Origin of the sequence: uncultured Methylibium sp. (assembly GCF_902826655.1) — a bacterium.
Taxonomy (GTDB): Bacteria; Pseudomonadota; Gammaproteobacteria; order Burkholderiales; family Burkholderiaceae_C; genus Methylibium.
Map to the genome: position 1 here is coordinate 50,329 of NZ_CADEFR010000007.1, position 21,336 is coordinate 71,664.

A 21,336-nucleotide genomic window follows, 5' to 3' on the forward strand; every position below is an offset into this window, starting at 1 on the left:
TCACGCCCTCGCGGCGTCCTCGATCGCCGGGTAGTTGAGTTCGATGACCACGCCGTTCGGGTCGTCGACGAAGACCTGATGCAGACCGAGGTTGGGCACGGTGCGCTCCCGGCGTGCCACGCCCAGACGTTCGAGCCGCTCGCGCATCGCCGCCAGCCCGGTGGCGAAGAAGGCGACATGGTCGATCGCGCCGCTGCCCTCGAGGCTCGCTTCGTCGCGGTCGCCGAGGTAGGCCTTCAGGCCCTCGGGGTCGTTGCGGTCGATGCCGATGATGTGGACCACCGAGTTGGCCCAGACCGAGGTGTCGCCCTCGTACAGCCACAGGCCCGGGAAGGCGAAGGCCGGACGCGGGCCGACCTTCAGGCCCAGCACGTCCTCGTAGAAGCGCCGGCAGGCGTCGAGGTCGGTCGAGCGGATCGAGTAGTGGTTCAGCGTCAATGCCATCGTCGCTCCTTGCTGCGGTCAGGCCGCGCGCGCGAGCCGCGGCTTGTCGCCCGCCTGCTCCGCCAGCAACACGCCGGCCTGGGCCAGGTAGCCCTGCACGCGGTCGCGGATGTAGGTCTCGACCAGCGGGCCGTCGCCCTCGCCGCGGTAGTGCTGCGCGTAGCACAGCGGCAGGATGCCGAGCTGGTAGATCAGGCCGCCGTGCAGGCCCATCAGCAGCGCCTCCTCGCGTGCCGAAGGCTTGCCGCGGCCGGTCAGGCCGTGGGCGCGCCGCGCCTCGCGCAGCACGCGCGGGAACAGCCGTTCGCGCAGCAGGTCGAAGTAGCGCTGCGGGATCAGGCCGTCGCTCATGCCCGAGTACATGAAGATGCGCAGCCACTCGGGCGTGAGGATGGCGCGGAGGTATTCGCCGTAGAAGGCGCAGAGCTTGTCCTCGACGCCGCCCGGCCCGTCGAGCAACGCCTCCCAGCGCACGTCCCAGCGGTTGGCGATCACGGTCTCGTAGACACGCTCGATCAGCGCCTGCTTGGTCGGAAAGTAGTGGTACAGCAGCGCGTGGGTAACGCCGATCTCGGCGGCGAGCTCGCGCGTCTGCGCCTCCAGGCCGTGGCGCGCGAAGAAGTCGACCGCGCCGCGCAGGATCTGCTGCTCGCGGTCGGCCGCGCTCAGGCGCTGGCGGACCGGCGCACCGGCGGCCTGGCGGGGGGGGCGGGTTTTTGCTGTATTTACCATTTGCTCAACACTGCGAACATTGTTGAGCGCTTGCTCAATAGCGAGCATCCCGACAAACCCGCAGCGTCCCGACCGCCGCACTTCCGGAGCTCCCGATGAAGGCCCCCTCATTCGACGTCGTGCGCGCCGCGTCGCTGCCGCAGGTCTTCGACCTGATGCGCCAGCACGGCGACGGCGCGCGCCTGCTGGCCGGCGGACAGACGCTGATGGCGACGCTGAACATGCGGCTGTCGGAGCCGGCGCTGCTGATCGACATCAACGCGCTGGCCGAGCTGCGCGGCATCGCGGTCGCCGGCAAGCTGCTGCGCATCGGCGCGCTGACGACGCACACCGAGATCGAGGCATCGGCGCTGGTCGCGCAGCACGCGCCGCTGCTGGCGCAGGCGGCCCCGCACATCGCGCACCGCGCGATCCGCAACCTGGGCACCTTCGGCGGCTCGCTGGCCTATGCAGACCCGGCGGCCGAGTGGCCGGCTTGCGTGCTGGCGCTCGACGCCACGCTGGTGCTGCGCAGCGCTACCGGCGAACGCAAGGTCGCCGCGCGCGACTTCTTCCAGGGCCTGTACACCACCGCGCTGCGGCCCGACGAACTGCTGGCCGCCTGCGAAGTGCCGCTGCTCGCTCCCGACGAGCGCCAGAGCTTCGACGAACTGGCGCGCCGCCATGGCGACTACGCGATCGCCGGCCTGGCGGCGCGCGCACTGTGGCGCGGCGGCAAGCTCTCGGACGTGAAGCTCGCCTTCCTCGGCCTCGAGGACCGGCCGGTGCGCGCACCCAGGACCGAGGCCCTGCTGCACGGCAAGGCGCCCGACGACGCGCTGCTGGCCGACGCCGAGCGCGCGCTGCGCGCCGAACTGCAGCCGATGGGCGATCTGACCAACGGCCCCGACACCAAGCGCCAGCTCGCCGCGGTGCTGATGAAGCGCGCGCTGCGGCGGCTGAGCGCCTGAACGAGAGACGACGATGGCCCACGACATCCCCCCGCGACGCATCCGCGTCGACATCAACGGCAGCCCGGTCACGCGCGAGGTCGAGCCGCGCCGCCACCTGGTCGACTTCCTGCGCGAGAGCTGCGGACTCAAGGGCGCCCACCTCGGCTGCGAGCACGGCGTCTGCGGCGCCTGCACGGTGCGGCTGGACGGCAAGATCGTGCGCGGCTGCCTGGTGCTGGCGGTGCAGGCCGACGGCCGACGGGTCGAGACGGTGGAGACGCCGACGCCGTCACCACGGCTGCGCGCCTTGCAGGACGCCTTCATCGCACGCAACGCGCTGCAGTGCGGCTACTGCACCTCGGGCATGTTGATGGCCGCGCTGGAGCTGGTCGAGCAGCGCCCCGACGCCGGCCGCGAAGAGGTGCGCGGCTGGATGAGCGGCAACTACTGCCGCTGCACCGGCTACCACGCGATCGTCGATGCGGTCTGCGACGTGCTGGCCTTGCAGAAGGCCGGCAAGCTCGGCGAGGAGGCCACCGCATGAACAGCCCCCGCGAAGCGCCCTTCGTCCGCGAGCTGGACGACGTCACCGAGGACCAGCGCCACATCGGCGAGTCGGTGCCGCGCGACGGCGTGCGCCGGCTGGTGCAGGGCCGCGGCCAGTACATCGACGACGTCGAGCTGCCGCGCATGGTGCATGTCGTGTACTGGCGCTCACCGGTCGCGCACATGCGCATCACCGGCATCGATGCGGCCGTGACGCGCAAGATGCCCGGCGTGGTCGGTGTCTTCACCGGCCCGGACCTGGCGCGCATCTGCAAGCCCTGGGTGGCGACGCTGGCCCACCTGGCCGGCATCAAGAGTGCGCCCGAGTACCCGCTGGCGATCGATCGCGCCGTCTGGCAGGGCGAGCCGGTGGTCGCGATCGCCGCCGAGACCCGCGTGCAGGCCGAGGACGCGCTGCAGCACCTGGTCGTCGACTGGGAAGAGCTGCCCGCGGTGGTCGACACCGAGACCGCGCTCGATGCGGCCACCCCGGTGATCCACCCGGAGCTGGGCGACAACCTGTGCTTCGAGCGCAAGCTGAATGTCGGCGACGTCGACGCCGCCTTCGCGCGCGCCGACGCGGTGTTCGAGGAGACCTATGTCTTCGGCCGCCACACCGGGGTGACGCTGGAGCCGCGTTGCCAGATCGCCGACTGGAATCCGGGTCGCTGTTTGGCAGAGGGCAAGCTCACCGTCTGGCACAGCTTCCAGGCGCCGCACATGATGCAGGACCTCTACTGCCGCCAGTTCGACCTGAAGGAAGAGCAGGTCCGCGTGCTGTGCAAGGACGTCGGCGGGAGCTTCGGCATCAAGGTGCACGCCTATCCCGACGACTTCGCGACGGTGGCGATCAGCCTGATCCTCGGCCGGCCGGTCAAGTTCGTCGCCGACCGGCTGGAGAGCTTCGTCTCCGACATCCACGCGCGCGAGCACCGCATCAAGGCGCGCATCGCTGCCACCCGGGACGGCGAGATCCTGGCCTTCGAGATCGACGACCTCACCGGCATCGGCCCCTTCAGCATGTTCCCGCGCACCAGCGGCATCGAAGGCAACCAGGTCGTCAACCTGACCGGCGGACCCTACAAGCACAAGGACTACCGCGCGGCACTGAAGGTCGTGTTCCAGAACAAGACCCCGACCTGCCAGTACCGCGGCGTCGGCCACCCGATCGCCTGCGCGGTGACCGAGGCGCTGGTCGACGGCGTGGCCGCCAAGATCGGCATGGACCCGCTGGCGATCCGGCTGAAGAACGTGATCCCGGACGACGCCTATCCGGCGACCGGTGCCTCCGGCATCAAGCTCGAGGTGCTGTCGCACGAGGCCTGCCTGGCCAAGGCGCGCGAGCTGTGCGGCTACGAGGCGCTGCGCGCCGAGCAGGCCACCCTGCGCGCCAAGGGCATCTACCGCGGCATCGGCCTCGCGACGGTGATCGAGCTGACCAACCCGAGCGCGGCCTTCTACGGCGTCGGCGGCGCGCGCATCGCGTCGCAGGACGGCGCGACGATGCGGCTCGAGCCGAGCGGCGCGGTCACGCTGCTGTCCAGCGTCGGCGAACAAGGCCAGGGCACCGAGGCCATCTACCTGCAGATCGCGGCCGACGCGGTGGGCGTGGACATCGGCCGCGTGCGCGTGGTCACCAGCGACACCGATGTCACGCCCTATGGCGGCGGCACCTGGGCCAGCCGCGGCGCGGGCGTGGGCGGCGAGGCGGTGCTGCAGGCCGGGCTGGCGCTGCGCGCCAACATTCTGAAGACCGCGGCGGTGATCCTCCAGCGCGACGACGCGTCCGGCCTGATCCTGCGTCGCGGCGCGGTGCTCGACGAGAAGACCGGCGAAGAACTGCTGCCGCTGGCCGAGCTGGGCCGCATCGCCTACTTCCGCAGCGACACGCTGCCCAAGGACTACACGCCCGAGCTGATGGTCACGCGCCACTACGCGCAGCGCGACTACCCCTTCATCTTCACCAACGGCGTGCAGGTCAGCTACGTGGAGGTCGACGCCGACACCGGCTTCGTCAAGCTGCTGGGCCACTGGTGCGTGGAGGACTGCGGCCGCGTCATCAACCCGATGCTGGTGGACGAACAGATGCGCGGCGCGATCGTGCAGGGCATCGGCGGCGTGCTGTTCGAGGAATGCCTGTACGACGAGCACGGCACGATGAAGAACGGCAGCATGGCCGACTACCTGGTGCCGATGGCTGCCGAGATGCCTGACATCGTCGTCGCGCATGTGCAGACACCGACCCGGAGCTCGCTGCTCGGCGCCAAGGGCGCCGGCGAGGCCGGCACCGCCGGCGCGCCGGCCGCGGTGATGAATGCGATCAACGACGCGCTGGCGCCGCTGAACGCGCGCGTCGCCTCGCAGCCGATCACGCCCGAGAAGATCCTGCGGGCGCTGGGCAAGGTGGGCTGAGCGTCAGAGCACCCGGTGCGCCAGCGCCGGCAACTGCGCCCGGACCTGCGCGATCCTTTCGGCATCCAGCGTCGCCAGCACCACACCCTCGCCGTCCTCCTGGCGCACCGCCAGCACCTCGCCCCAGGGGCCGACGGCGAGGCTGTGGCCCCAGGTGCGACGGCCGTTCTCGTGGCGGCCGCCCTGCGCCGGCGCCAGCACGACGCACTGGTTCTCGACCGCGCGGGCGCGCAGCAGCAGCTCCCAGTGCGCCTGCCCGGTCGGGTGGGTGAAGGCGGCCGGCACGAGCAGCAGGTCGCAGGGCGGGGTCATCAGCGCGCGGTAGAGCTCGGGGAAGCGCAGGTCGTAGCAGATGCTCAGACCGACGCGCCAGCTGCGGCCGCTCCGGTCGGTGAGCGCAAAGGCCACGGGCTCGCTGCCGGCCTGCAGCGTGGCCGCCTCGTCGTAGCGCCGCTCGCCGTCGTCGAAGCGAAAGAGGTGGACCTTGTCGTAGCGCGCGACGCGGCCGCCGTGCGGCCCGAACACCAGCGTGGTGTTCAGCACGCGGTCGCTGCGGCCGGCGATGCGCAGCGGCAGCGTGCCGCCGGCCAGCCAGACGCGGTGCTCGCGCGCCATCGCGGCGAGCGCCTGCTGGATCGGGCCGTCGCCCTCGGCTTCGGCGTGGGCCAGCTTGTCGGTGTCGCGCAGGCCCATCAGGCAAAAGTACTCGGGCAGCGCGACCAGCTCCGCGCCGCCGGCGGCGGCCTCGCCGACCAGCGCGCGGGCGCGCGCCAGGTTCTGCGCCACCTCGGGCGTGGACACCATCTGCACGGCGGCGATCTTCATCGGTTCTCCTTCACGGGCGCGGCGGGCGCGGCGCTGGCCGCATCCGCGTTCGGCATCGCGTCGCCGAGTTTGCGCTCGACCCGGTCGACCTTGGGGTGCGCCCAGGGGCCGGTGACGCGGAACTCGCGCGTCCCGGCCTCGATCAGCGGCCGGCGCAGGAACAGCTGCGCGAGGAAGGAGCCGATGCCGACCGCCGGGTTGATCGCGGCCACGGCCAGCGAGGCAGTGCCGGCATTGATCTCCGGCACGACCCAGACGCGCAGGTCCTGGGTCTCGCGGGCGATGTCGGCGCTGCCTTCCATCAGGACGACCGCCTGCACGCCGCGCATGCGCAGGTGGCGGGTGCTGGCCACGCCATCGGCGATGGCGACGTCGCCGCCGATGCCGTCGAACACGAAGCCCTGCTCGAACACGTCGCGGAAGTCCAGCAGCAGCCGGCGCGGCAGCGCCTGCAGGCTCAGCACGCCCAGCAGCTTGGCGATGCCCGGCTCGGCCTGCAGGAACTGCCCGCCCTCGAGCTCCACGTTGACCTGCCCGCCCAGGCTGGGCAGGTCGATCGACAGCGGCGATCCCAGCCAGCCGATCTGCCCGGACAGCCGCCCCTTGCCGCCGCGCACCACGCCGGCGTAGCCCAGCCGCGTCAGCAGCGCACCGCTGTCGGCGATGTCGAGGCCGAAGTCCATCACCGCGCGGCGACGCGCGCCGCCGCCGGCCGTCGCCGGCGCCCATTGGCCGGTGGCGTTGAACTGGGCCTCGGGCGTGACGAGCCGGAACTTGCCGAGTCGCCACTCGCGCGCCGACTCCGCACCCGGATCGGCCGCGCGGTTCTGCGCCTCGATCTCGACGCGGCCCAGGCGCTTGCCGTTCAGGTCGAGGTCCTCGACGACGATGTCGAGCGCCGGCACGCTGGTCGGCGAGGCCTGCTCGAGCAGGCTGCTGACCGCGTCGGCCTCGCTCTTGGGCAGCGACAGCCGCGCGAGCCGCGCATAGACGCGGCCGGCCGCCTCGCCGCTGCGCGTGCCGGGCGGCCGGTATTCGGCATAGCCGTTCAGCTCCGCGGCGTCGAGGTTGGCGCGCCACAGGCCTTCGTCGCCGGGACCGCCGCGCGACAGGCCGACCACGACCCGGTTCAGGCGCCGCCCGCCGCCGATGAACTCCTGCACGCGCAGCGCCAGCGTGCCCGGCGCGTAGCCGCTGTCGCCGCCGGGCCCGCCCCAGCTTTCGGCGATGCGCTGCCAGGCATCGACGTCGAGCCGGGCGAGATTGACGTTCGCCGCGACGCCCTCGGCGGGCTGCGGCATGCTGTCCTGCACGCCGATGCCGCCGCGGAGCACGCGCGCACCGTCGGCGGTCAGCTCGCGCGTCCATGTGGCCTGCAGCAGGCGAGCGCCGTCGGCGCCGAGCTCGACGCGCAGCTGGTCGCGCGCCGGCCCGACGCCCCCGTCGGCCAGCAGGCTGGCCTGCACGCGCAGCGGCAGCGGCTGCTCGGCGGTCTTGCGCAGCGGTGCCGGCAGGTCGAGCCCCAGGCCGACGAGGTTGCTGCTGAACTGCCACTCGGCCTGGCCACGCACGAAGCCGAGCGCGAGCCGGTAGGTCGTCTGTCCGCTGAACTGCGCGGCCGCCCGCGACAGCGCGCCCAGCTCGCCGGCACGGCGCAGGCCCTCGGCGCTGGCGCTGCCCTGCACGTTGAAGCGCAGGTTGCCGTCGGCCTGGCTGCCGCCGTCGAAGGCGGCCTCGCCGCCCAGCACGCGGGCGCTGCCGCCGGCGAGCGTGAAGCTGCGCTCGGTGAAGGCGATGCGCGCCTTCGCGCCCGCGAGCATCGGCAGCTCCGGCCGCAGCTTCAGGTCGTTGCCGGCCAACGCCAGGCTGCCGCGCACTGTGGTGTCGCGGCTGTGGTGCAGAGGGATGCTCAGGGCCAGCTGCAGGTCGACCGGCGCCTGGGCCGGGCCCGTGCCGACCTGGGACAGTGCGCCGCCGATCCAGCCGCCGATCGGCGTGGCGTCGACGAAGCGCAGCGCATCGGCCAGCGGGCCGCGGCCCCCGCCCTCGATCGTCAGCGCGGCCTCGTGCCCCAGCTCGCGGATCCCGCCCTGCACGCGCTGGACCTCGAAGCTGCCGCTGCCGACGCTGCCGAGCCGCCCCTGGACCTTGTTGAGCGCCATCGAGCGCCGGTCGAACACCAGCTCGCCCTTGACGTCGGTGAAGGCCGGCCAGGGGCGCCCGCGCGCCTCGGGCTCGCCGTTCCAGTCGGGGTCGCCCGGCACGAAGGCGAAGCGCACGCCTTCCAGCTGCGCGGCGATGCGGAACTCGCCCGAGGGCGGCGGCTTGAGGCCGGGCTTGGCATTCGCCTTTGGGTCGCCGGCCTTGTCGCCCGCCTTGTCACCGAACGGAAAGTCGCGCAGGTTGCCCCGCACCTTGAAGTCGACCGCGCTCGCGTGGCCGGCCTGCACGGCACGCTCCACGTAGCGACGCGCGTCGGCCGACACGCCCAGCGGCAGGTAGCGCGCGACGCGGGTCGCCTCGGCGCGGTCGAGCCGGCCGCTCAGGTCCAGCGTGCCGGGCAGGCGGCCGCTGCCATCGGCGCGCGGCGGCGCGGTCGACCAGGTGGCGTCGAACTGGCCGGCCGTGTCGGCGTTGGCGAAGCGCAGCTCCCGGGCGCGCAGCTCGACCCGCGGCGGCGCACCGTCGCCGCCGGCGTCGATGCGCCAGGCCAGGTTGCCGCCCAGGCTGTCGAGCGCGATGCGCGGCAGCTCGAACACGCCGGGGAAGTCGAGGGCCCCGTCCTTCATCGCGACGCGGGCTTCGCCACCGGCCTCGGTCGCGTTGAAGTCGATGTCGACGCCCTGCACGCCCGGGCGACCGATCGGCGGCGACGAGGCCGTGGCCTCGGGCGCACTCGCCGCCGCGGACTGCGGCGCGAGGCTGAGGCCGCGCAGGCTCGCCTGCACGCGATAGCGCCGCGGCTGCGCCGGCGGGCCCTCCCAGCGCGCCTCGACCTGGCTGGCGATGCCGCCCGGGGCCAGGTCCGCGACCCGCGTCCTCAACGGCGCGCCGATCCAGGCCGCCGGCAGTCGTTCGGTCACCTGGGCCAGCAAGGCGAGGTCGAGCCGCCCGGCCTTGAACTCGCCGCCCGCCGCCGCGCCGTCGGCGCCGACGCGCCAGCGCAGGTCGGCGTCGCCGGCCGGCCAGCCGAGGCCATCGGCGGTGGTGAAGCTGAAGCCGCGGGCCTGCAGTTCGCCGCCGTCGCGGGCGTCGAAGCGGCCGCTGAGGCGACCGCCGATCTGCGAGAACGCGAGCGGCTCGGTGTCCGCGGCCAGCTTGAGAACGACGTCGCGCAGCGCCATGTCCACCGTCGCGGCGACCGGCTCGGCGTCGCGGACCTCGACCCAGGCACGCAGCGCGCCGGCGCCGCGGCTCAGGTCATAGGGCAGGTCGATCGCCTGGCGCAGGGGTTCGATGTCGGTGTCCGGCAAGTCGGCGTAGAGCGTGCCGCGCCAGCGCCGCCACTCGCCCGGCCGGGCCAGCAGGCCGCTGGCGCGCTCGCCGGCCGCGCCCAGCAGCGGCTGCACGAAGCGACCGCGCAGCGAGATGCGCTCGCCCCAGGCCGCCGGCGGCGTGGCGTCGAGCCGCAGCTCGTGCCGGCGCACGCCGTTGCGCACGACCAGGTCGACGGCGCTCAGCGCCAGCGGCGGCGCGCCGCGCAACTCGTCGGTCCACACCAGCGTGCCGTTGCGGATCGCGAACTCGTGCTGGCTGAAGAACCAGTCGGCCGCACTGCCGTCGCCGGGCCCGGCCGAGGTCGCGAGGCCCGCGACCCAGATCCGGCCGGCCGCGTCGCGGCGCAGCTCGAGCCGCGCGCCGTCGATCAGCAGCTGCTCGAAGCGCAGGCGCCAGCGACCGTCCCAGCCGGGCAGCAGCGACGCCGGCGACAACGCCACCTGAACGGTGGGCAGGCGCAGCGCTTCGCGCGCTGCGGCGTCGGCGGGTTCGCCAGGCCGCGGCGCCTCGAGCAGCACCACGTCGTGCAGGGTCAGCCCGCGCGCCCAGTGCCACGCAGCGCCGCCGTTCGTGACTTCGATCGCACCGATGCGCACCGGCACCCCCAATGCCTGAGTGGCGCGCTTCTCCAAGTCGGGGCGCCAGTGCTCGATCCGCGGCAGAATCGCGGCCACGAGAAGGAGCCAGGCCGCGACCACGATGCTCGCGACGAGCAGCAGACCCGCCAGGGACCACCGCCACACCCTGCCCCAGCCGCTGCGTCGGCGCGGCATGCCGGCGGCCAGGCCGGCGGGGGCCACGGTGACTGGAGGTGGGATGGACGGCATCGGTCGGTGGGATATCGGTAACGCAGCGCAGCCGCAGGCGCCGGGAGAACGCCGGCCCGGGCCGCAGGGTCGAGCGCTCGGCGTCGACTCGCAGCGTCGGCGCGCGGCACCCTAGCACAGACTGGAACGGCCGCGATGCGTTCCCCCGTTGACACGGCCTGCACGAACGGCGCGCTGCACTCGCGCTTCGTGCAGCGCATCCGCCGCCGCTATGCCGATGCGCTGACGCTGCTCGGGCCCGGCGTGCCGGCCCGCGAAGCGATCGACGCGCTGATCGACGCGCTGGTCGCCGGCGGCCAGCCACTGCCGGCCGCGCTGCGCGTCGCGCGGCACGTGGTGATCGAGCGCCTGGCGGTGCTGGACGTTGAGCAGCAGGCGCCGCTCGAGGCCGTGACGCGCACGATGAGCGAGCTGGCCGAAGTGACGCTCGACCGCGCCCTGGCCGCCGCCTTCGCCGAGCAGGACGCGAGGCACGGCGCTCCCTTGAAGCCGGACGGACGGCGCTCGGCCTTCTGGGTCGTCGGCATGGGCAAGCTGGGCGCGCACGAGCTCAACGTGTCGTCCGACATCGACCTGATCTACGTCTACGAGGACGACGTGCCGACCGCCGGTCGCGCCGACGGCCAGGGCGTGATCAGCGCGCACGAGTACTTCAGCCAGGTCGCGCGCTCGCTGTACGCGCTGATCGGCGACGTCACCGACGACGGCCAGGTGTTCCGCGTCGACCTGGCGCTGCGACCCAACGGCAACTCCGGGCCGGCGGTCGTGAGCCTGGCGATGCTCGAGGAGTACTTCCTCGTGCAGGGCCGCGAGTGGGAACGCTTCGCATGGCTCAAGAGCCGCGTCGTCGCGCCCGCCGCGGCGATGACCAGCGGCGAGGCGCTGCCGCTGCGCGACCTCGTCGTTGCCTTCGTTTACCGCCGTTACCTCGACTACGGCGTGTTCGAGGGCCTGCGTCAGCTGCACCGCAAGATCCGCGAAGAGGCGGCGAAGCGCGCCGCCGGGCGGCCCGAGCGCGCCAACGACGTGAAGCTCTCGCGCGGCGGCATCCGCGAGATCGAGTTCATCGTGCAGCTGCTGCAGGTCGTGCGGGGCGGCCAGTTCCCCGAGCTGCGCACGCGCTCGACGCTGAAGGCGCTGGACCGGCTCGTCGCCGTCGGCGTGATGAAGCCCGAGACCGCCGTGCGGCTGGCCGAGGCCTACCGCTTCCTGCGCCAGGTCGAGCACCGCATCCAGTACCTCGACGACCGCCAGACCCACCTGCTGCCGACCGAGGACGCCGACCTGGCGTGGATCGGCCGGTCGATGCGTCTGGAATGCAACGCCGACGCCTGCGAGCTGCTGGACCGCCTGTGCGGGCACCGCGAGTTCGTCGCCACCGAGTTCGACGCGCTGCTCCACGACGGCCGCAGTGGCAGTGCCCCCGAGGGTTGCCGCAACTGCGGCGGGCCGCCGCCGGCACTGGACAGCGAAGCCTTCCTCGAGCGGCTGCCGCCCGAAGTCGCCGAACGCGTGCGCCACTTCGCGGCCGGCCCCAAGGTGGCGATGCTGCGCGACGAGACGCGCACGCGGCTGGCCAAGCTGATCGGTCGCGCGGCGATGCTGTCGGACGAGCTGCCGGCCGGGCCGGCCGAGCCGCAGCAGGCGGTGCTGCGCTTCATCGACTGGATCGAGCCGCTGCTGCGCCGCGAGAGCTACCTCGCGCTGCTGGCCGAGCGGCCCGAGGTGCTGGGGCGCCTGCTGCGTCTGCTGGGGCTGGCCAAGTGGCCGATGCGCTACCTGATGCGCCACCCCGGCGTGATCGACGAACTGGCCGACGCCCGCGCGCTGCAGGGCCGCTTCGACCGCGTCGCCTTCCTGCGCGACCTGAACGAGCGCCACAGCGCCTGGACGCGCGGCGGCCAGGCCGACGAGGAGGCGCTGCTCGACACGCTGCGCCGCGCCCACCACGCCGAGGTCTTCCGCACGCTGGTGCGCGACGTCGAGGGCCAGCTGACGGTCGAGCAGGTCGCCGACGACCTGTCGGCGCTGGCCGACGCCACGCTGGACTGCACGATCCGCTGGGCGTGGCAGCACCTGAAGCAGCGCCACCGCGAGGCCCCGCGCCTGGCCGTCGTGGCCTACGGCAAGCTGGGCGGCAAGGAACTGGGCTACGGCTCGGACCTGGACGTCGTCTTCCTCTACGACGATGCCGACGAGGCCGATCCCGACAAGGCGGCCGAGGTCTATGCCGCCTTCGTACGCAAGCTGATCACCTGGCTGACCCTGCGCACGGCCGCGGGCGACCTGTTCGACATCGACACGGCGCTGCGACCCAACGGCAACTCGGGGCTGCTGGTCACCTCGATCGGCGCGTTCGAGCGCTACCAGGCCGGCCGCGGCAGCAACACGGCGTGGACCTGGGAGCACCAGGCCATCACGCGGGCCCGCTGGTGCGCGGGCGATGCCACGCTGGCGCCGCGCGTCGAGGCGGCGCGCCGCGGCGTACTGGCGGCGGTGCGGGATCCCGATGCACTGCGCCAGGAAGTGAGCGCGATGCGCGAGCGCGTCCGCGCGGCGCACCCCGCGCCGCGTCGCGACGGGCAGCTGCTGTTCGACGTGAAGCACGGCGAGGGCGGCATGATGGATGTCGAGTTCGCGGTGCAGGTCCTGGTGCTGGCGCACAGCGCACGGCACGCCGGGCTGCGCGACGACATCGGCAACATCGCGCTGCTGCGCCTGGCCGAGCAGCTGTCGCTGCTGCCGGCGGGCGTCGGCAATGCCGCCGCCGACGCCTACCGCGAGCTGCGCCGGGCCCAGCACCGCGCACGGCTCGACGAGGCGCCGACGCAGTTCGACGTGCAGGCCTTCGCCGCCGAGCGCGCGGCGGTGCAGGCGCTGAGCCGTGCCGTCTTCGGCTGAGTCGCGACGGCTCGGAAGCATCGCCTGGTGCGCGGTCGGCGCCCTGCTGGCACTGCCGGCCCTGGGGGTCTTCGACAGCGCGACCGCGGCCCGCACGCTGTCTTGGGATCCGGCGCTCTGGTGGGATCAGCCGTGGCGCTGGTGGAGTGCCGCCTGGGTGCACCTGAGCAGGTTGCACCTGCTGGCCAACCTGAGCGGTGCGGTGCTGGTGGTCGCACTCGGCGTGACCGCCCGGCTGCCGGTGCGCGCCGCGGTCGCCTGGGCGCTGGCCTGGCCGGCGACGCACCTGGGCCTGCTGGCGATGCCGGAGCTGACGCGCTACGGCGGACTGTCGGGCGTGCTGCACGCCGGCGTCGCGGTGGCGGCCACGGCGATGCTGCTGCGGTCCGCGCGCGGCGAGCGCCTGCTCGGCGGAGCGATCGCCGCCGTGGTGGTCGTCAAGCTGCTCGCTGAAGCGCCGTGGCGCGGCCCGCTGCAGCAGCCCGACGGCTGGGACATCGCGGTGGCGCCGCTGGCGCATGCGACCGGCGCGCTGGCCGGCACCGCGCTGGCACTGGTCTGCCTGCTGCCCGGCCGGCGCCGCTAATGGCGGATGCGTCGCACCAGCGCGGTGGTCGAGTAGCCGTCGACGAAGGGCAGCGCCAGCGAGCGGCCGCCCCAGCTGCGCACCAGCGCGGTCTCGGCCAGCGTCTCCATGTCGTAGTCGCCGCCCTTCACGTAGATGTCGGGGCGCACGAGACGCAGCAGCTCGACCGGCGTCGCCTCATCGAAGAGCGTGACCAGGCTGACGCTCTCGAGCGCCGCGAGCACCACGGCGCGATCGGCCTCGGCATTGAGCGGCCGGTCCGGGCCCTTGCCGAGACCACGCGCCGAGGTGTCGCTGTTCAGGCCGATCACCAGGCTCGCGCCCAGCGCGCGCGCCTGGGCGAGATAGCTGACGTGGCCGCGGTGCAGCAGGTCGAACACCCCGTTGGTGAAGACCAGCGGCCGCGGCAGCACCGCCAGCCGCGCCGCCAGCGCCTCGCGCGGGCAGAGCTTGTCGTAGAAGGCCGGCCACTCCATGTCACGCATTGTCGCGTCTGCGGCAGCCAGCGAGCGCCCCGGCCTTCTAGACTGCGGCACCCGACGAAGGAGCGCTCTCGATGATCACGCTGTGCGGCTTTGCGCTGTCCAACTACTACAACAAGGTCAAGCTGGTCCTGCTGGAGAAGGGCGTTCCCTTCGAGGAGAAGCTGGTCAAGACCGGTGGCGGCGCCGACGTGCTGGCCTGCTCGCCGCTCGGCAAGATCCCCTACCTGGAGACGCCCGACGGGCCGCTCGCCGAGAGCGCGGTGATCATCGACTGGCTCGAACTCACCTACCCGAACCCGCCGCTGGTGCCGGCCGACCCGTGGCAGGCGGCGAAGGTCCGGGAACTGAACACCTTCCTGGAACTGCACCTGGAGTTGTCGGTGCGCCAGCTCTATCCGCAGGCCTTCTTCAACTCGCCGCTGCCGGAGAAGTACCTCGAGCGCGTGCGGCCGCAGGTCGAGAAGGCGATCGCTGCCACGAAGCAGCTGTCGCGCTTCGCGCCGTACGTGGCCGGCGAGCAGTTCACGCTGGCGGACTGCGCGGCCTACGTGCACCTGCCGCTGGCCGCGCTGGCCACGCGGGCGATCTACGGGCAGGACCTGGTCGCCGAGGCAGGTATCGACTGGAAGTCCTACGTGCGCCTGATCGAGCAGCGCCCGAGCGCCCAGCGCGTCGCGGCCGACCGCAAGGCCAACCAGGTGCCGCTCAAGTCGGTCTGATCGGCGGGCGGATCAGGCCGGCTGGGCGCCGGGCTGTTGCCCACCCTGCGCAGCTGCAGCGAGCTGCTGCGCCAGTTCCTTGCGGTAGCGATTGAGCTCCTGCACGCTGGCGAAGCTGCGCTCCATCAGCAGGCTGAGGTTGTGCAGGATGCGCTCGACGACCTTGTTCTCCCAGACCGCGTCGAACTGGATCTGCTTGTCCAGCCAGGCCTCGAGCCACTCGGGGTTGGGCAGGCGCGACTGGATGGTGTCGCGCGGGAACAGCTTGGTGTTGACGTGCAGGTTGGTCGGGTGCAGTGCCTGCGCCGTGCGGCGCGCGCTGGCCATCAGCACGCCGACCTTGGTGAAGGCGGCCTTGGCCTCGTCGCCGAACTTCTGCATCGCGCGCTTCATGTAGCGCAGGTAGGCGCCGCCGTGGCGGGCCTCGTCGCGGGCCAGGGTCTCGTAGATCGCCTTGATGACCGGCTCGGTGTGCCATTCGGCCGCGCGGCGGTACCAGTGGTTGAGGCGGATCTCGCCGCAGAAATGCAGCATCAGGGTCTCGAGCGCGGGCGCAGGGTCGAACTCGAAGCGCACTTCGTGCAGCTCGGCTTCGGTCGGCACGAACTCGGGCCGGAAGCGACGCAGGTACTCCATCAGCACGAGCGAATGCTTCTGCTCCTCGAAGAACCAGACGCTCATGAAGGCCGAGAAGTCGCTGTCGTCCTTGTTGTCACGCAGGAACATCTCGGTGGCCGGCAACGCCGCCCACTCGGTGATGGCGTTCATCTTGATCGTCGTCGCCTGCTCGTCGGACAGGCGATCGCCGTCGAACGCGGCCCAAGGAATGTCCTTGTCCATGTTCCAGCGCACCGATTCGAGTTGCTTGAAGAGTTCGGGGTAAAGCATGACGGCCCCTCGTTGAGCTGAAATGATTGTAGGTGGCGGTCGTGACAGCACCGTCACGAATTCGCCGGCGGCCCTTCGGTACGCGCGAGCACGAGGCACAGATGCGGCGAGCCGGCCTCGCAGCGCCTCAGCTGCGCTCGGTCCGCCAGCGCTGCACCTCGTCCCCGATCTGCTCGAGCGACGCCAGGGCGGTCACCCCCGGGACCGGCCGGCGATGCAGCACCGGCGCACTGCCACCGGCCCAGATCTCGACCGATCGCGGCAGCTTCTCGCGCAGTTCCATCAGGCCTTCGGTCACGGCCCCCGGCGACAGCACCGAGGTGAAGCTCAGCGCCACGATGTCGGCGCGCTGTGCCGTGGCGGCCAGCACGATGTCCCAGGCCGGCGTCTGGACGCCGAGGCTGATGCTGCGGCAGCCCTCGAGAAGCAGCAACGACTCGGCCATCAGCAGGCCGATGCCGTGCGGCTCGCTCGGGAAGGTCGTCAGCAGCACCCGCGGCCGGTTCGCCGCGGCCGGCAAGGGGATGCTGGCGATGGCATTGCGCAGCAGCGCCTGGATCGACTCCGTGTACAGGTGCTCCTCGAAGATCTCGAGATGGCCGCGCATCCACGTGTCGCCGACCAGCGTATTCAAGGGCGAGACGAGGTCGATCACGAACCGTCCGAGGCCCAGCTGCAACTGGGCCTGCTGCAACTGGCGACGCAGGGCCTCCACATCATGAGCACGGATCAGGTCGATGTAGGGACGCAGGTCGGGCTTGGCCCGGTTGCTGCCGACCACCGCGTCGGCGACGCCGAGGCTGCTGTCGCGCAGGCGCTCCAGCTCGGCGATCGACTGCGACACGATGCGGCCCGGCCGGTGGCCGGCGTCCATCAGTCGCTTGATGATGCGCAGCTTCTCGACCTGCTCCAGCGGATAGGCCCGCTCGGTCAGGCCGTCGCGTTGCGGCACCGGGAAGCCGTAGCGGCGTTCCCAGACCCGCAGCGTGTCCTTGGTCAGGCCGGTGTCGCGCTCGACGGCAGCGATCGACAAGGTGATCGGTCGCATCTGGTTCGACTCGCTCACGGCAGACCTCGCTCGAAACGATACGGACAAACCATTGGCGCCTAACCTCGATCTGTGGACAAACAGTTGAACATCAACGATTTGAAGACTAGCATTCATGTTAGTCCATCTTTTGACCCAGACAAATACCCGGAGTCCGCCACCATGAATCCGAGCCTTTGCCGTGTCTCGCCTGCCAGCTGGCTGCGACTGCTGTGTCTCGCGGCGTTTGCGCTGGGCGCGCCGGCCGCGCAGGCCGCCGGTTGCCCGACCCTGCTCGACCGCACCGTGCCCCGGCTGCAGGACGAGAAGCCCCAGAACCTGTGTCAGTACGCCGGCAAGGTGGTCGTCATCGTCAACACCGCCAGCTATTGCGGCTTCACCTCGCAGTACAAGGGCCTGGAAGCGCTGCACGCGCGCTATCAGCCACGTGGCCTGGTCGTGCTGGGCTTCCCGTCGAACGACTTCGGCTCGCAGGAGCCCGGGAGCAACCAGGACATTGCGGCGTTCTGCGAGAACACCTTCGGCGTCAAGTTCCCGATGTTCGCCAAGAGCACGGTCAAGGGCAGCGCCAGCAGCCCGCTCTACGCCGAACTGGCCAAACGCACCGGCAAGACACCCGGCTGGAACTTCCACAAGTACATCGTCAGCCGTGACGGCCAGACCGTGCTCAGCTTCCCGAGCAACGTCGACCCGCAGGATCAGCGCCTGGTCAGCGAGCTTGAAAAACTGCTTGATTCAAAGTAGAACTTGTCGGTATATTAAAGACTGATTAGTTCACATCGCGCCATGCATCCGGTTCCCCTTCGGCTCAAGGCCCATCGTCCCGTCGCACCGGATTGCAAGCCGTTGCATTCGCGAAGGGAACAAGTTGTGAGCCGTTCGGTCAGACCTGTCGTCAGCATCGAGGAAGGCCCGGCAAGCTCGGTCTGCCACCCCTTCCAAGACGGCCGACAACAGTTTCTGCAGCGAAGCCTCCCCGTTCTGCGGGCTGCAATCCCGGAGCGGCTTTCCTCCTCCTCCCTCCCTCCCTCCTTCGTTCCGGGGCGCTTCGCTGCACTTCCTTTGCCGCCCACCGCGGGCCTCGAGCCGGCCGGCTCGGTCGGGCGATGACGATGCGGCGCGTCGCTGTCATCGGATCGGGCATTTCGGGGCTGTCCGCCGCCTACGCGCTCAGCGCGCCGGCAGAGCGTGACGCCTTCGACGTCACGCTGTTCGAAGCGGCCGACTACTTCGGTGGCCATACCCACACCGTCGACGTGACGCTGCCCGGTCCACGCGGCCAGGTGACTCACGGTGTCGACACCGGCTTCCTCGTCTTCAACCACCGCACCTATCCGCAGCTGCTGCGGTTGTTCGGCGAGCTGTCGGTCGACACCGCGGCGTCGGACATGTCGTTCTCGGTCAAGCTGCCGGACGAAGACCTCGAGTGGAGCGGCAGCGACCTCAACACGGTGTTCGCGCAGCGCGGCAACGTGCTGCGGCCGCGCTTCTGGCGGATGCTGGGCGACATCCTGCGCTTCAACCGCATCACCTCGGCGATCGCCGCGCGCGGCGAGGAGACGCAACTGTCGCAGCCGATCGCCGACTTCCTGGCCGAGCGAGGCTTCGGCAACGAATTCCGCGACTGGTACTTCCTGCCGATGATCGGCTGCATCTGGTCGTGCCCGACCGACCAGATGCTGCGCTTTCCGGTCGCGACGATGATCCGCTTCTGCCACAACCATGGCCTGATCCAGATCACGAACCGGCCGCAGTGGCACACCGTTCGCGGCGGCGCCCGTCACTACGTCGACAAGATGCTGGCGCGCCTGCCCGGCGCGCGCCTGTCGACCCCGGTGCGCCGCGTCAGCCGCGGCCCCGGCGGCGCCACGGTCACCACCGACCACGGGAGCCAGCACTTCGACGAAGTCGTGTTCGCCTGCCACAGCGACCAGGCGCTGGCGTTGCTGGCCGACCCCTCGCCGCGCGAGGCCGAGCTGCTGGGCGCGATCCGCTACCACGCGAACCGCGCCGTGCTGCACACCGACGCGTCGGTGCTGCCGAAGCGCAAGCTCGCCTGGGCTGCGTGGAACTACGAGCGCGCGAGCAGCGACTCCCGCGAGCAGGCGGCGGTGTGCCTGCACTACCTGATGAACCGGCTGCAGCCGCTGCCCTTCGAGCAGGCGGTCGTGGTCTCGCTGAATCCGACGCGCGAGCCGGCTGCCGGCTCGGTGCTCGGCGACTACGACTACGCCCACCCGGTATTCGATCTGGCAGCCACGCGCGCCCAGCAGCAGCTGCCGCAGATCCAGGGACAGCACCACAGCTGGTTCTGCGGTGCCTGGACCGGCTACGGCTTCCACGAGGACGGCATGAAGTCCGGCCTCGCGGTCGCGCAGGCCCTGCGCGCCACCGCCCCGGCCGAGCGCCGCGCCGCATGAGTGCCACCCCGGCACGGCCGCTGATCGGCTTCGGCACGGTGCGCCACACGCGCCTGCGGCCGGCGCGTCATGCCTTCGCGTACCCGACCTATTTCCTGATGCTGCCGCTGCGCAGCCTGCGGCGGCAACCCTCGCCCGCGCTCACTCGCAATCGCTTTGGACTGATCGCCTTCCACGACGTCGATCACGGCGATGGCCGCGCCGATGCGCTGGCCTGGCTCGACGAGCTGCTGGCCGGCGAAGGTATCGCCGACGCGCGCGGCGAGGTCTGGCTCCAGACCTACCCGCGCGTGCTGGGCTATGTCTTCAAGCCGGTGAGCTTCTGGTACGCGCACCGCGAGGACGGCTCGCTCGCCGCCATCGTCGCCGAAGTCAACAACACCTTCGGCGAGCGCCACTGCTACCTGCTGCACGGCGACGGCGTGGCCTGGGGCCGCGAGCTGCTGGCCGCCAAGGTGTTCCACGTCTCGCCGTTCTGCGCGATCGAGGGTCGCTACCGCTTCCGCTTCCTGCGCACCGCGCATCCGTCGGCGGCCGCGCTGCGTAGCCACCCGCAGGCGATCGAGCAGGTGATCGCCCGCGTCGACCACGACGACCGGCTCGGCCCGCTGCTGCAGACCAGCGTCGGCGGCGCGCTGCAACCGCTGACCGCGGCCAGCGTGCGGCGGGCCTTCTGGGGCATGCCGCTGATGAGCTTCGGCGTGGTCGCGCGCATCCACTGGCAGGCGCTTCGGCTGTGGCTCAAGCGCGTGCCGTTCTTCAACAAGCCGCTCGCACCGCACACCTTCGTCAGCCGCTGAACCCTCGACGACCGACCGATGAACACCAGCACCCCCTCCGCCCTCGCCCGCGGTTTCGAGCGCGCGGCGCTGCCCCCTTCGGCCCCGCCGGCCGCCCGCGCGGTGTTCGGTCTGCTGGGCCGCCTGCGGCACGGCCAGCTCGACGTGCAGTTGCCCGACGGCAGCACCGCCCGCTTCGGTCAGCTGCACGAGGGCAGCGACGTGCGCGCCGCCATCCGCCTGCGCAACTGGAAGGTCTGCGGCGCCGCACTGCGCAGCGGCGACATCGGCTTCGCGGAGACCTACATCGACGGCGACTGGAGCACGCCGGACCTGTCGGCGCTGCTGAAGCTCTTCGTGGCCAACCGCGACGAGATCGAGTCGGTCGTCTACGGCAGCTGGTGGGGCGCGCTGCTGTACCGCGCCCGCCACCTGCTGAACCGCAACTCGCGCACGGGCAGCCGCAAGAACATCCATGCGCATTACGACCTCGGCAACGCGTTCTACCGGCTCTGGCTCGACGAGACGATGAGCTACTCCAGCGCCTGGTTCGATGGTGACCTCGCGCGCGACACCGCCGCCGGCCAGCACGCCAAGATCCGGCGCGCGCTGGACGAGGCCGGCGTGGCGCCAGGCAGCCGCGTGCTCGAGATCGGCTGCGGCTGGGGCGGCGTGGCCGAGGTGGCGGCCCGCGAGCGGCGCGCCCATGTCACCGGCGTCACGCTCTCGGCCGAGCAGCTCGAGTACGCCCGCCGCCGCTTGCAGGACGCCGGGCTCGCCGACCTGGCCGACCTGCGCTTCCAGGACTACCGCGACATCGCCGACGAGCCCTACGATGCGATCGTCTCGATCGAGATGTTCGAGGCCGTGGGACGCGAGTACTGGGACGGCTTCTTCGACACGCTGCGGACCCGCCTCAAGCCGGGCGGCCGCGCGTGCGTCCAGAGCATCACCATCCGCGACGACCTCTTCGAGCGCTACGTCCGCAGCACCGACTTCATCCAGCAGTACATCTTCCCGGGCGGCCTGCTGCCGAGCATCGGCGCGTTCGAGGCGGCCGCGCGCAAGGCCGGGCTCGAGGTCGAGCGACGCCTGTGCTTCGGCCCCGACTATGCCGAGACCCTGCGCCGCTGGCGCGATCGCTTCATGGGCGAGGAGGCGCAGGTGCGCAAGCTCGGCTTCGACACCCGCTTCATCCGCATCTGGGAGTTCTACCTCGCGTACTGCGAGGCTGCCTTCGCGGCGGGCAACACCGACGTCGTGCAGTTCACGCTGCGCCGACCCTGAGGTCCGC

17 protein-coding genes are annotated in these 21,336 nt (G+C 71.6%); 10 read left to right on the plus strand and 7 right to left on the minus strand.

Annotation, left to right across the window (positions count from 1 at the left end):
* Window positions 1-444 (minus strand): VOC family protein, encoded by a 444-nt coding sequence (locus tag QZV97_RS05200; RefSeq protein WP_295639530.1) that lies wholly within the window; start codon window positions 442-444, stop codon window positions 1-3.
* An 18-nt stretch (window positions 445-462) separates the two neighbouring features.
* A complete protein-coding gene (locus QZV97_RS05205; protein ID WP_295639533.1) occupies window positions 463-1,176 on the minus strand; it encodes a TetR/AcrR family transcriptional regulator in 714 nt (237 codons plus the stop codon).
* 95 nt (window positions 1,177-1,271) lie between these two features.
* Between QZV97_RS05205 and QZV97_RS05210 the strand changes: the two genes are divergently transcribed.
* From QZV97_RS05210 to QZV97_RS05220, 3 genes are read left to right on the plus strand one after another with little or no spacing between them, the layout of a single operon-like run.
* Window positions 1,272-2,126: a xanthine dehydrogenase family protein subunit M gene (locus QZV97_RS05210; protein WP_295639536.1), complete on the plus strand. Its 855-nt coding sequence runs from the start codon at window positions 1,272-1,274 to the stop codon at window positions 2,124-2,126.
* 13 nt (window positions 2,127-2,139) lie between these two features.
* Window positions 2,140-2,652 (plus strand): (2Fe-2S)-binding protein, encoded by a 513-nt coding sequence (locus QZV97_RS05215; RefSeq protein WP_295639539.1) that lies wholly within the window; start codon window positions 2,140-2,142, stop codon window positions 2,650-2,652.
* The gene (locus tag QZV97_RS05220; RefSeq protein WP_295639542.1) at window positions 2,649-5,066 is read left to right on the plus strand and encodes a xanthine dehydrogenase family protein molybdopterin-binding subunit; all 2,418 of its coding nucleotides are present in this window, start codon (window positions 2,649-2,651) and stop codon (window positions 5,064-5,066) included. Before QZV97_RS05215 ends, QZV97_RS05220 begins: the two co-directional genes overlap by 4 nt.
* A 3-nt stretch (window positions 5,067-5,069) precedes the next feature.
* Here QZV97_RS05220 and QZV97_RS05225 read toward each other — a convergent pair whose 3' ends face one another.
* Both QZV97_RS05225 and QZV97_RS05230 read right to left on the minus strand, forming a co-directional pair.
* Window positions 5,070-5,891 carry a carbon-nitrogen hydrolase family protein gene (locus tag QZV97_RS05225; RefSeq protein WP_295639545.1) on the minus strand — a complete coding sequence of 274 codons (822 nt, stop codon included), beginning with the start codon at window positions 5,889-5,891 and terminating at the stop codon, window positions 5,070-5,072.
* On the minus strand, window positions 5,888-10,216 hold the full coding sequence (locus tag QZV97_RS05230) for a YhdP family protein (RefSeq protein ID WP_295639548.1): 4,329 nt from the start codon (window positions 10,214-10,216) through the stop codon (window positions 5,888-5,890). Before QZV97_RS05230 ends, QZV97_RS05225 begins: the two co-directional genes overlap by 4 nt.
* 135 nt (window positions 10,217-10,351) lie before the next feature.
* On the opposite strand from QZV97_RS05230, the gene glnE reads away from it, so the two are divergent.
* Together glnE and rrtA are read left to right on the plus strand one after the other, a co-directional pair.
* Entirely contained in the window at window positions 10,352-13,117 is a 2,766-nt protein-coding gene (glnE, locus tag QZV97_RS05235) for a bifunctional [glutamate--ammonia ligase]-adenylyl-L-tyrosine phosphorylase/[glutamate--ammonia-ligase] adenylyltransferase (protein WP_295639555.1), read from the plus strand.
* Window positions 13,101-13,703, plus strand: a complete 603-nt coding sequence (gene rrtA, locus QZV97_RS05240) for a rhombosortase (protein ID WP_295639558.1) — start codon at window positions 13,101-13,103, stop codon at window positions 13,701-13,703. The genes glnE and rrtA overlap by 17 nt, the downstream gene beginning before the upstream one ends.
* Here rrtA and rfaE2 read toward each other — a convergent pair.
* On the minus strand, window positions 13,700-14,179 hold the full coding sequence (gene rfaE2 / locus QZV97_RS05245; RefSeq protein WP_295639561.1) for a D-glycero-beta-D-manno-heptose 1-phosphate adenylyltransferase: 480 nt from the start codon (window positions 14,177-14,179) through the stop codon (window positions 13,700-13,702). The genes rrtA and rfaE2 overlap by 4 nt on opposite strands.
* 80 nt (window positions 14,180-14,259) lie before the next feature.
* Here rfaE2 and QZV97_RS05250 point away from each other — a divergent pair, with 80 nt between their 5' ends.
* Complete coding sequence (locus QZV97_RS05250; protein ID WP_295639564.1) at window positions 14,260-14,907, plus strand: glutathione S-transferase; 648 nt, start codon at window positions 14,260-14,262, stop codon at window positions 14,905-14,907.
* 12 nt (window positions 14,908-14,919) lie between these two features.
* Here QZV97_RS05250 and QZV97_RS05255 read toward each other — a convergent pair whose 3' ends face one another.
* Both QZV97_RS05255 and QZV97_RS05260 read right to left on the minus strand, forming a co-directional pair.
* Window positions 14,920-15,795, minus strand: coding sequence for a diiron oxygenase (locus tag QZV97_RS05255; RefSeq protein WP_295639567.1), 876 nt, complete (start codon window positions 15,793-15,795; stop codon window positions 14,920-14,922).
* Between the two features lie 127 nt (window positions 15,796-15,922).
* A complete protein-coding gene (locus QZV97_RS05260; RefSeq protein WP_295639570.1) occupies window positions 15,923-16,861 on the minus strand; it encodes a MerR family transcriptional regulator in 939 nt (312 codons plus the stop codon).
* A 144-nt stretch (window positions 16,862-17,005) separates the two neighbouring features.
* On the opposite strand from QZV97_RS05260, the gene QZV97_RS05265 reads away from it, so the two are divergent.
* The 4 genes from QZV97_RS05265 (at window position 17,006) to QZV97_RS05280 (ending at window position 21,329) form a co-directional block, all read left to right on the plus strand.
* Window positions 17,006-17,587 (plus strand): glutathione peroxidase, encoded by a 582-nt coding sequence (locus tag QZV97_RS05265; protein ID WP_295639572.1) that lies wholly within the window; start codon window positions 17,006-17,008, stop codon window positions 17,585-17,587.
* A 368-nt stretch (window positions 17,588-17,955) separates the two neighbouring features.
* Window positions 17,956-19,263: an FAD-dependent oxidoreductase gene (locus QZV97_RS05270; protein WP_295639575.1), complete on the plus strand. Its 1,308-nt coding sequence runs from the start codon at window positions 17,956-17,958 to the stop codon at window positions 19,261-19,263.
* A complete protein-coding gene (locus QZV97_RS05275) occupies window positions 19,260-20,063 on the plus strand; it encodes a DUF1365 domain-containing protein (protein ID WP_295639578.1) in 804 nt (267 codons plus the stop codon). The genes QZV97_RS05270 and QZV97_RS05275 overlap by 4 nt, the downstream gene beginning before the upstream one ends.
* 18 nt (window positions 20,064-20,081) lie before the next feature.
* The gene (locus QZV97_RS05280) at window positions 20,082-21,329 is read left to right on the plus strand and encodes a cyclopropane-fatty-acyl-phospholipid synthase family protein (protein ID WP_295639581.1); all 1,248 of its coding nucleotides are present in this window, start codon (window positions 20,082-20,084) and stop codon (window positions 21,327-21,329) included.
* The last annotated feature ends 7 nt before the right edge of the window (window positions 21,330-21,336 follow it).

What these genes read in the sequence shown, in the direction of transcription:
- QZV97_RS05200 (WP_295639530.1), bottom strand. Translation starts at nt 444, where the DNA reads ATGGCATTGACGCTGAACCACTACTCGATCCGCTCGACCGACCTCGAC.
- QZV97_RS05205 (WP_295639533.1), bottom strand. Translation starts at nt 1,176, where the DNA reads ATGGTAAATACAGCAAAAACCCGCCCCCCCCGCCAGGCCGCCGGTGCG.
- QZV97_RS05210 (WP_295639536.1), top strand. Translation starts at nt 1,272, where the DNA reads ATGAAGGCCCCCTCATTCGACGTCGTGCGCGCCGCGTCGCTGCCGCAG.
- QZV97_RS05215 (WP_295639539.1), top strand. Translation starts at nt 2,140, where the DNA reads ATGGCCCACGACATCCCCCCGCGACGCATCCGCGTCGACATCAACGGC.
- QZV97_RS05220 (WP_295639542.1), top strand. Translation starts at nt 2,649, where the DNA reads ATGAACAGCCCCCGCGAAGCGCCCTTCGTCCGCGAGCTGGACGACGTC.
- QZV97_RS05225 (WP_295639545.1), bottom strand. Translation starts at nt 5,891, where the DNA reads ATGAAGATCGCCGCCGTGCAGATGGTGTCCACGCCCGAGGTGGCGCAG.
- QZV97_RS05230 (WP_295639548.1), bottom strand. Translation starts at nt 10,216, where the DNA reads ATGCCGTCCATCCCACCTCCAGTCACCGTGGCCCCCGCCGGCCTGGCC.
- glnE (WP_295639555.1), top strand. Translation starts at nt 10,352, where the DNA reads ATGCGTTCCCCCGTTGACACGGCCTGCACGAACGGCGCGCTGCACTCG.
- rfaE2 (WP_295639561.1), bottom strand. Translation starts at nt 14,179, where the DNA reads ATGGAGTGGCCGGCCTTCTACGACAAGCTCTGCCCGCGCGAGGCGCTG.
- QZV97_RS05250 (WP_295639564.1), top strand. Translation starts at nt 14,260, where the DNA reads ATGATCACGCTGTGCGGCTTTGCGCTGTCCAACTACTACAACAAGGTC.
- QZV97_RS05255 (WP_295639567.1), bottom strand. Translation starts at nt 15,795, where the DNA reads ATGCTTTACCCCGAACTCTTCAAGCAACTCGAATCGGTGCGCTGGAAC.
- QZV97_RS05265 (WP_295639572.1), top strand. Translation starts at nt 17,006, where the DNA reads ATGAATCCGAGCCTTTGCCGTGTCTCGCCTGCCAGCTGGCTGCGACTG.
- QZV97_RS05270 (WP_295639575.1), top strand. Translation starts at nt 17,956, where the DNA reads ATGCGGCGCGTCGCTGTCATCGGATCGGGCATTTCGGGGCTGTCCGCC.
- QZV97_RS05275 (WP_295639578.1), top strand. Translation starts at nt 19,260, where the DNA reads ATGAGTGCCACCCCGGCACGGCCGCTGATCGGCTTCGGCACGGTGCGC.
- QZV97_RS05280 (WP_295639581.1), top strand. Translation starts at nt 20,082, where the DNA reads ATGAACACCAGCACCCCCTCCGCCCTCGCCCGCGGTTTCGAGCGCGCG.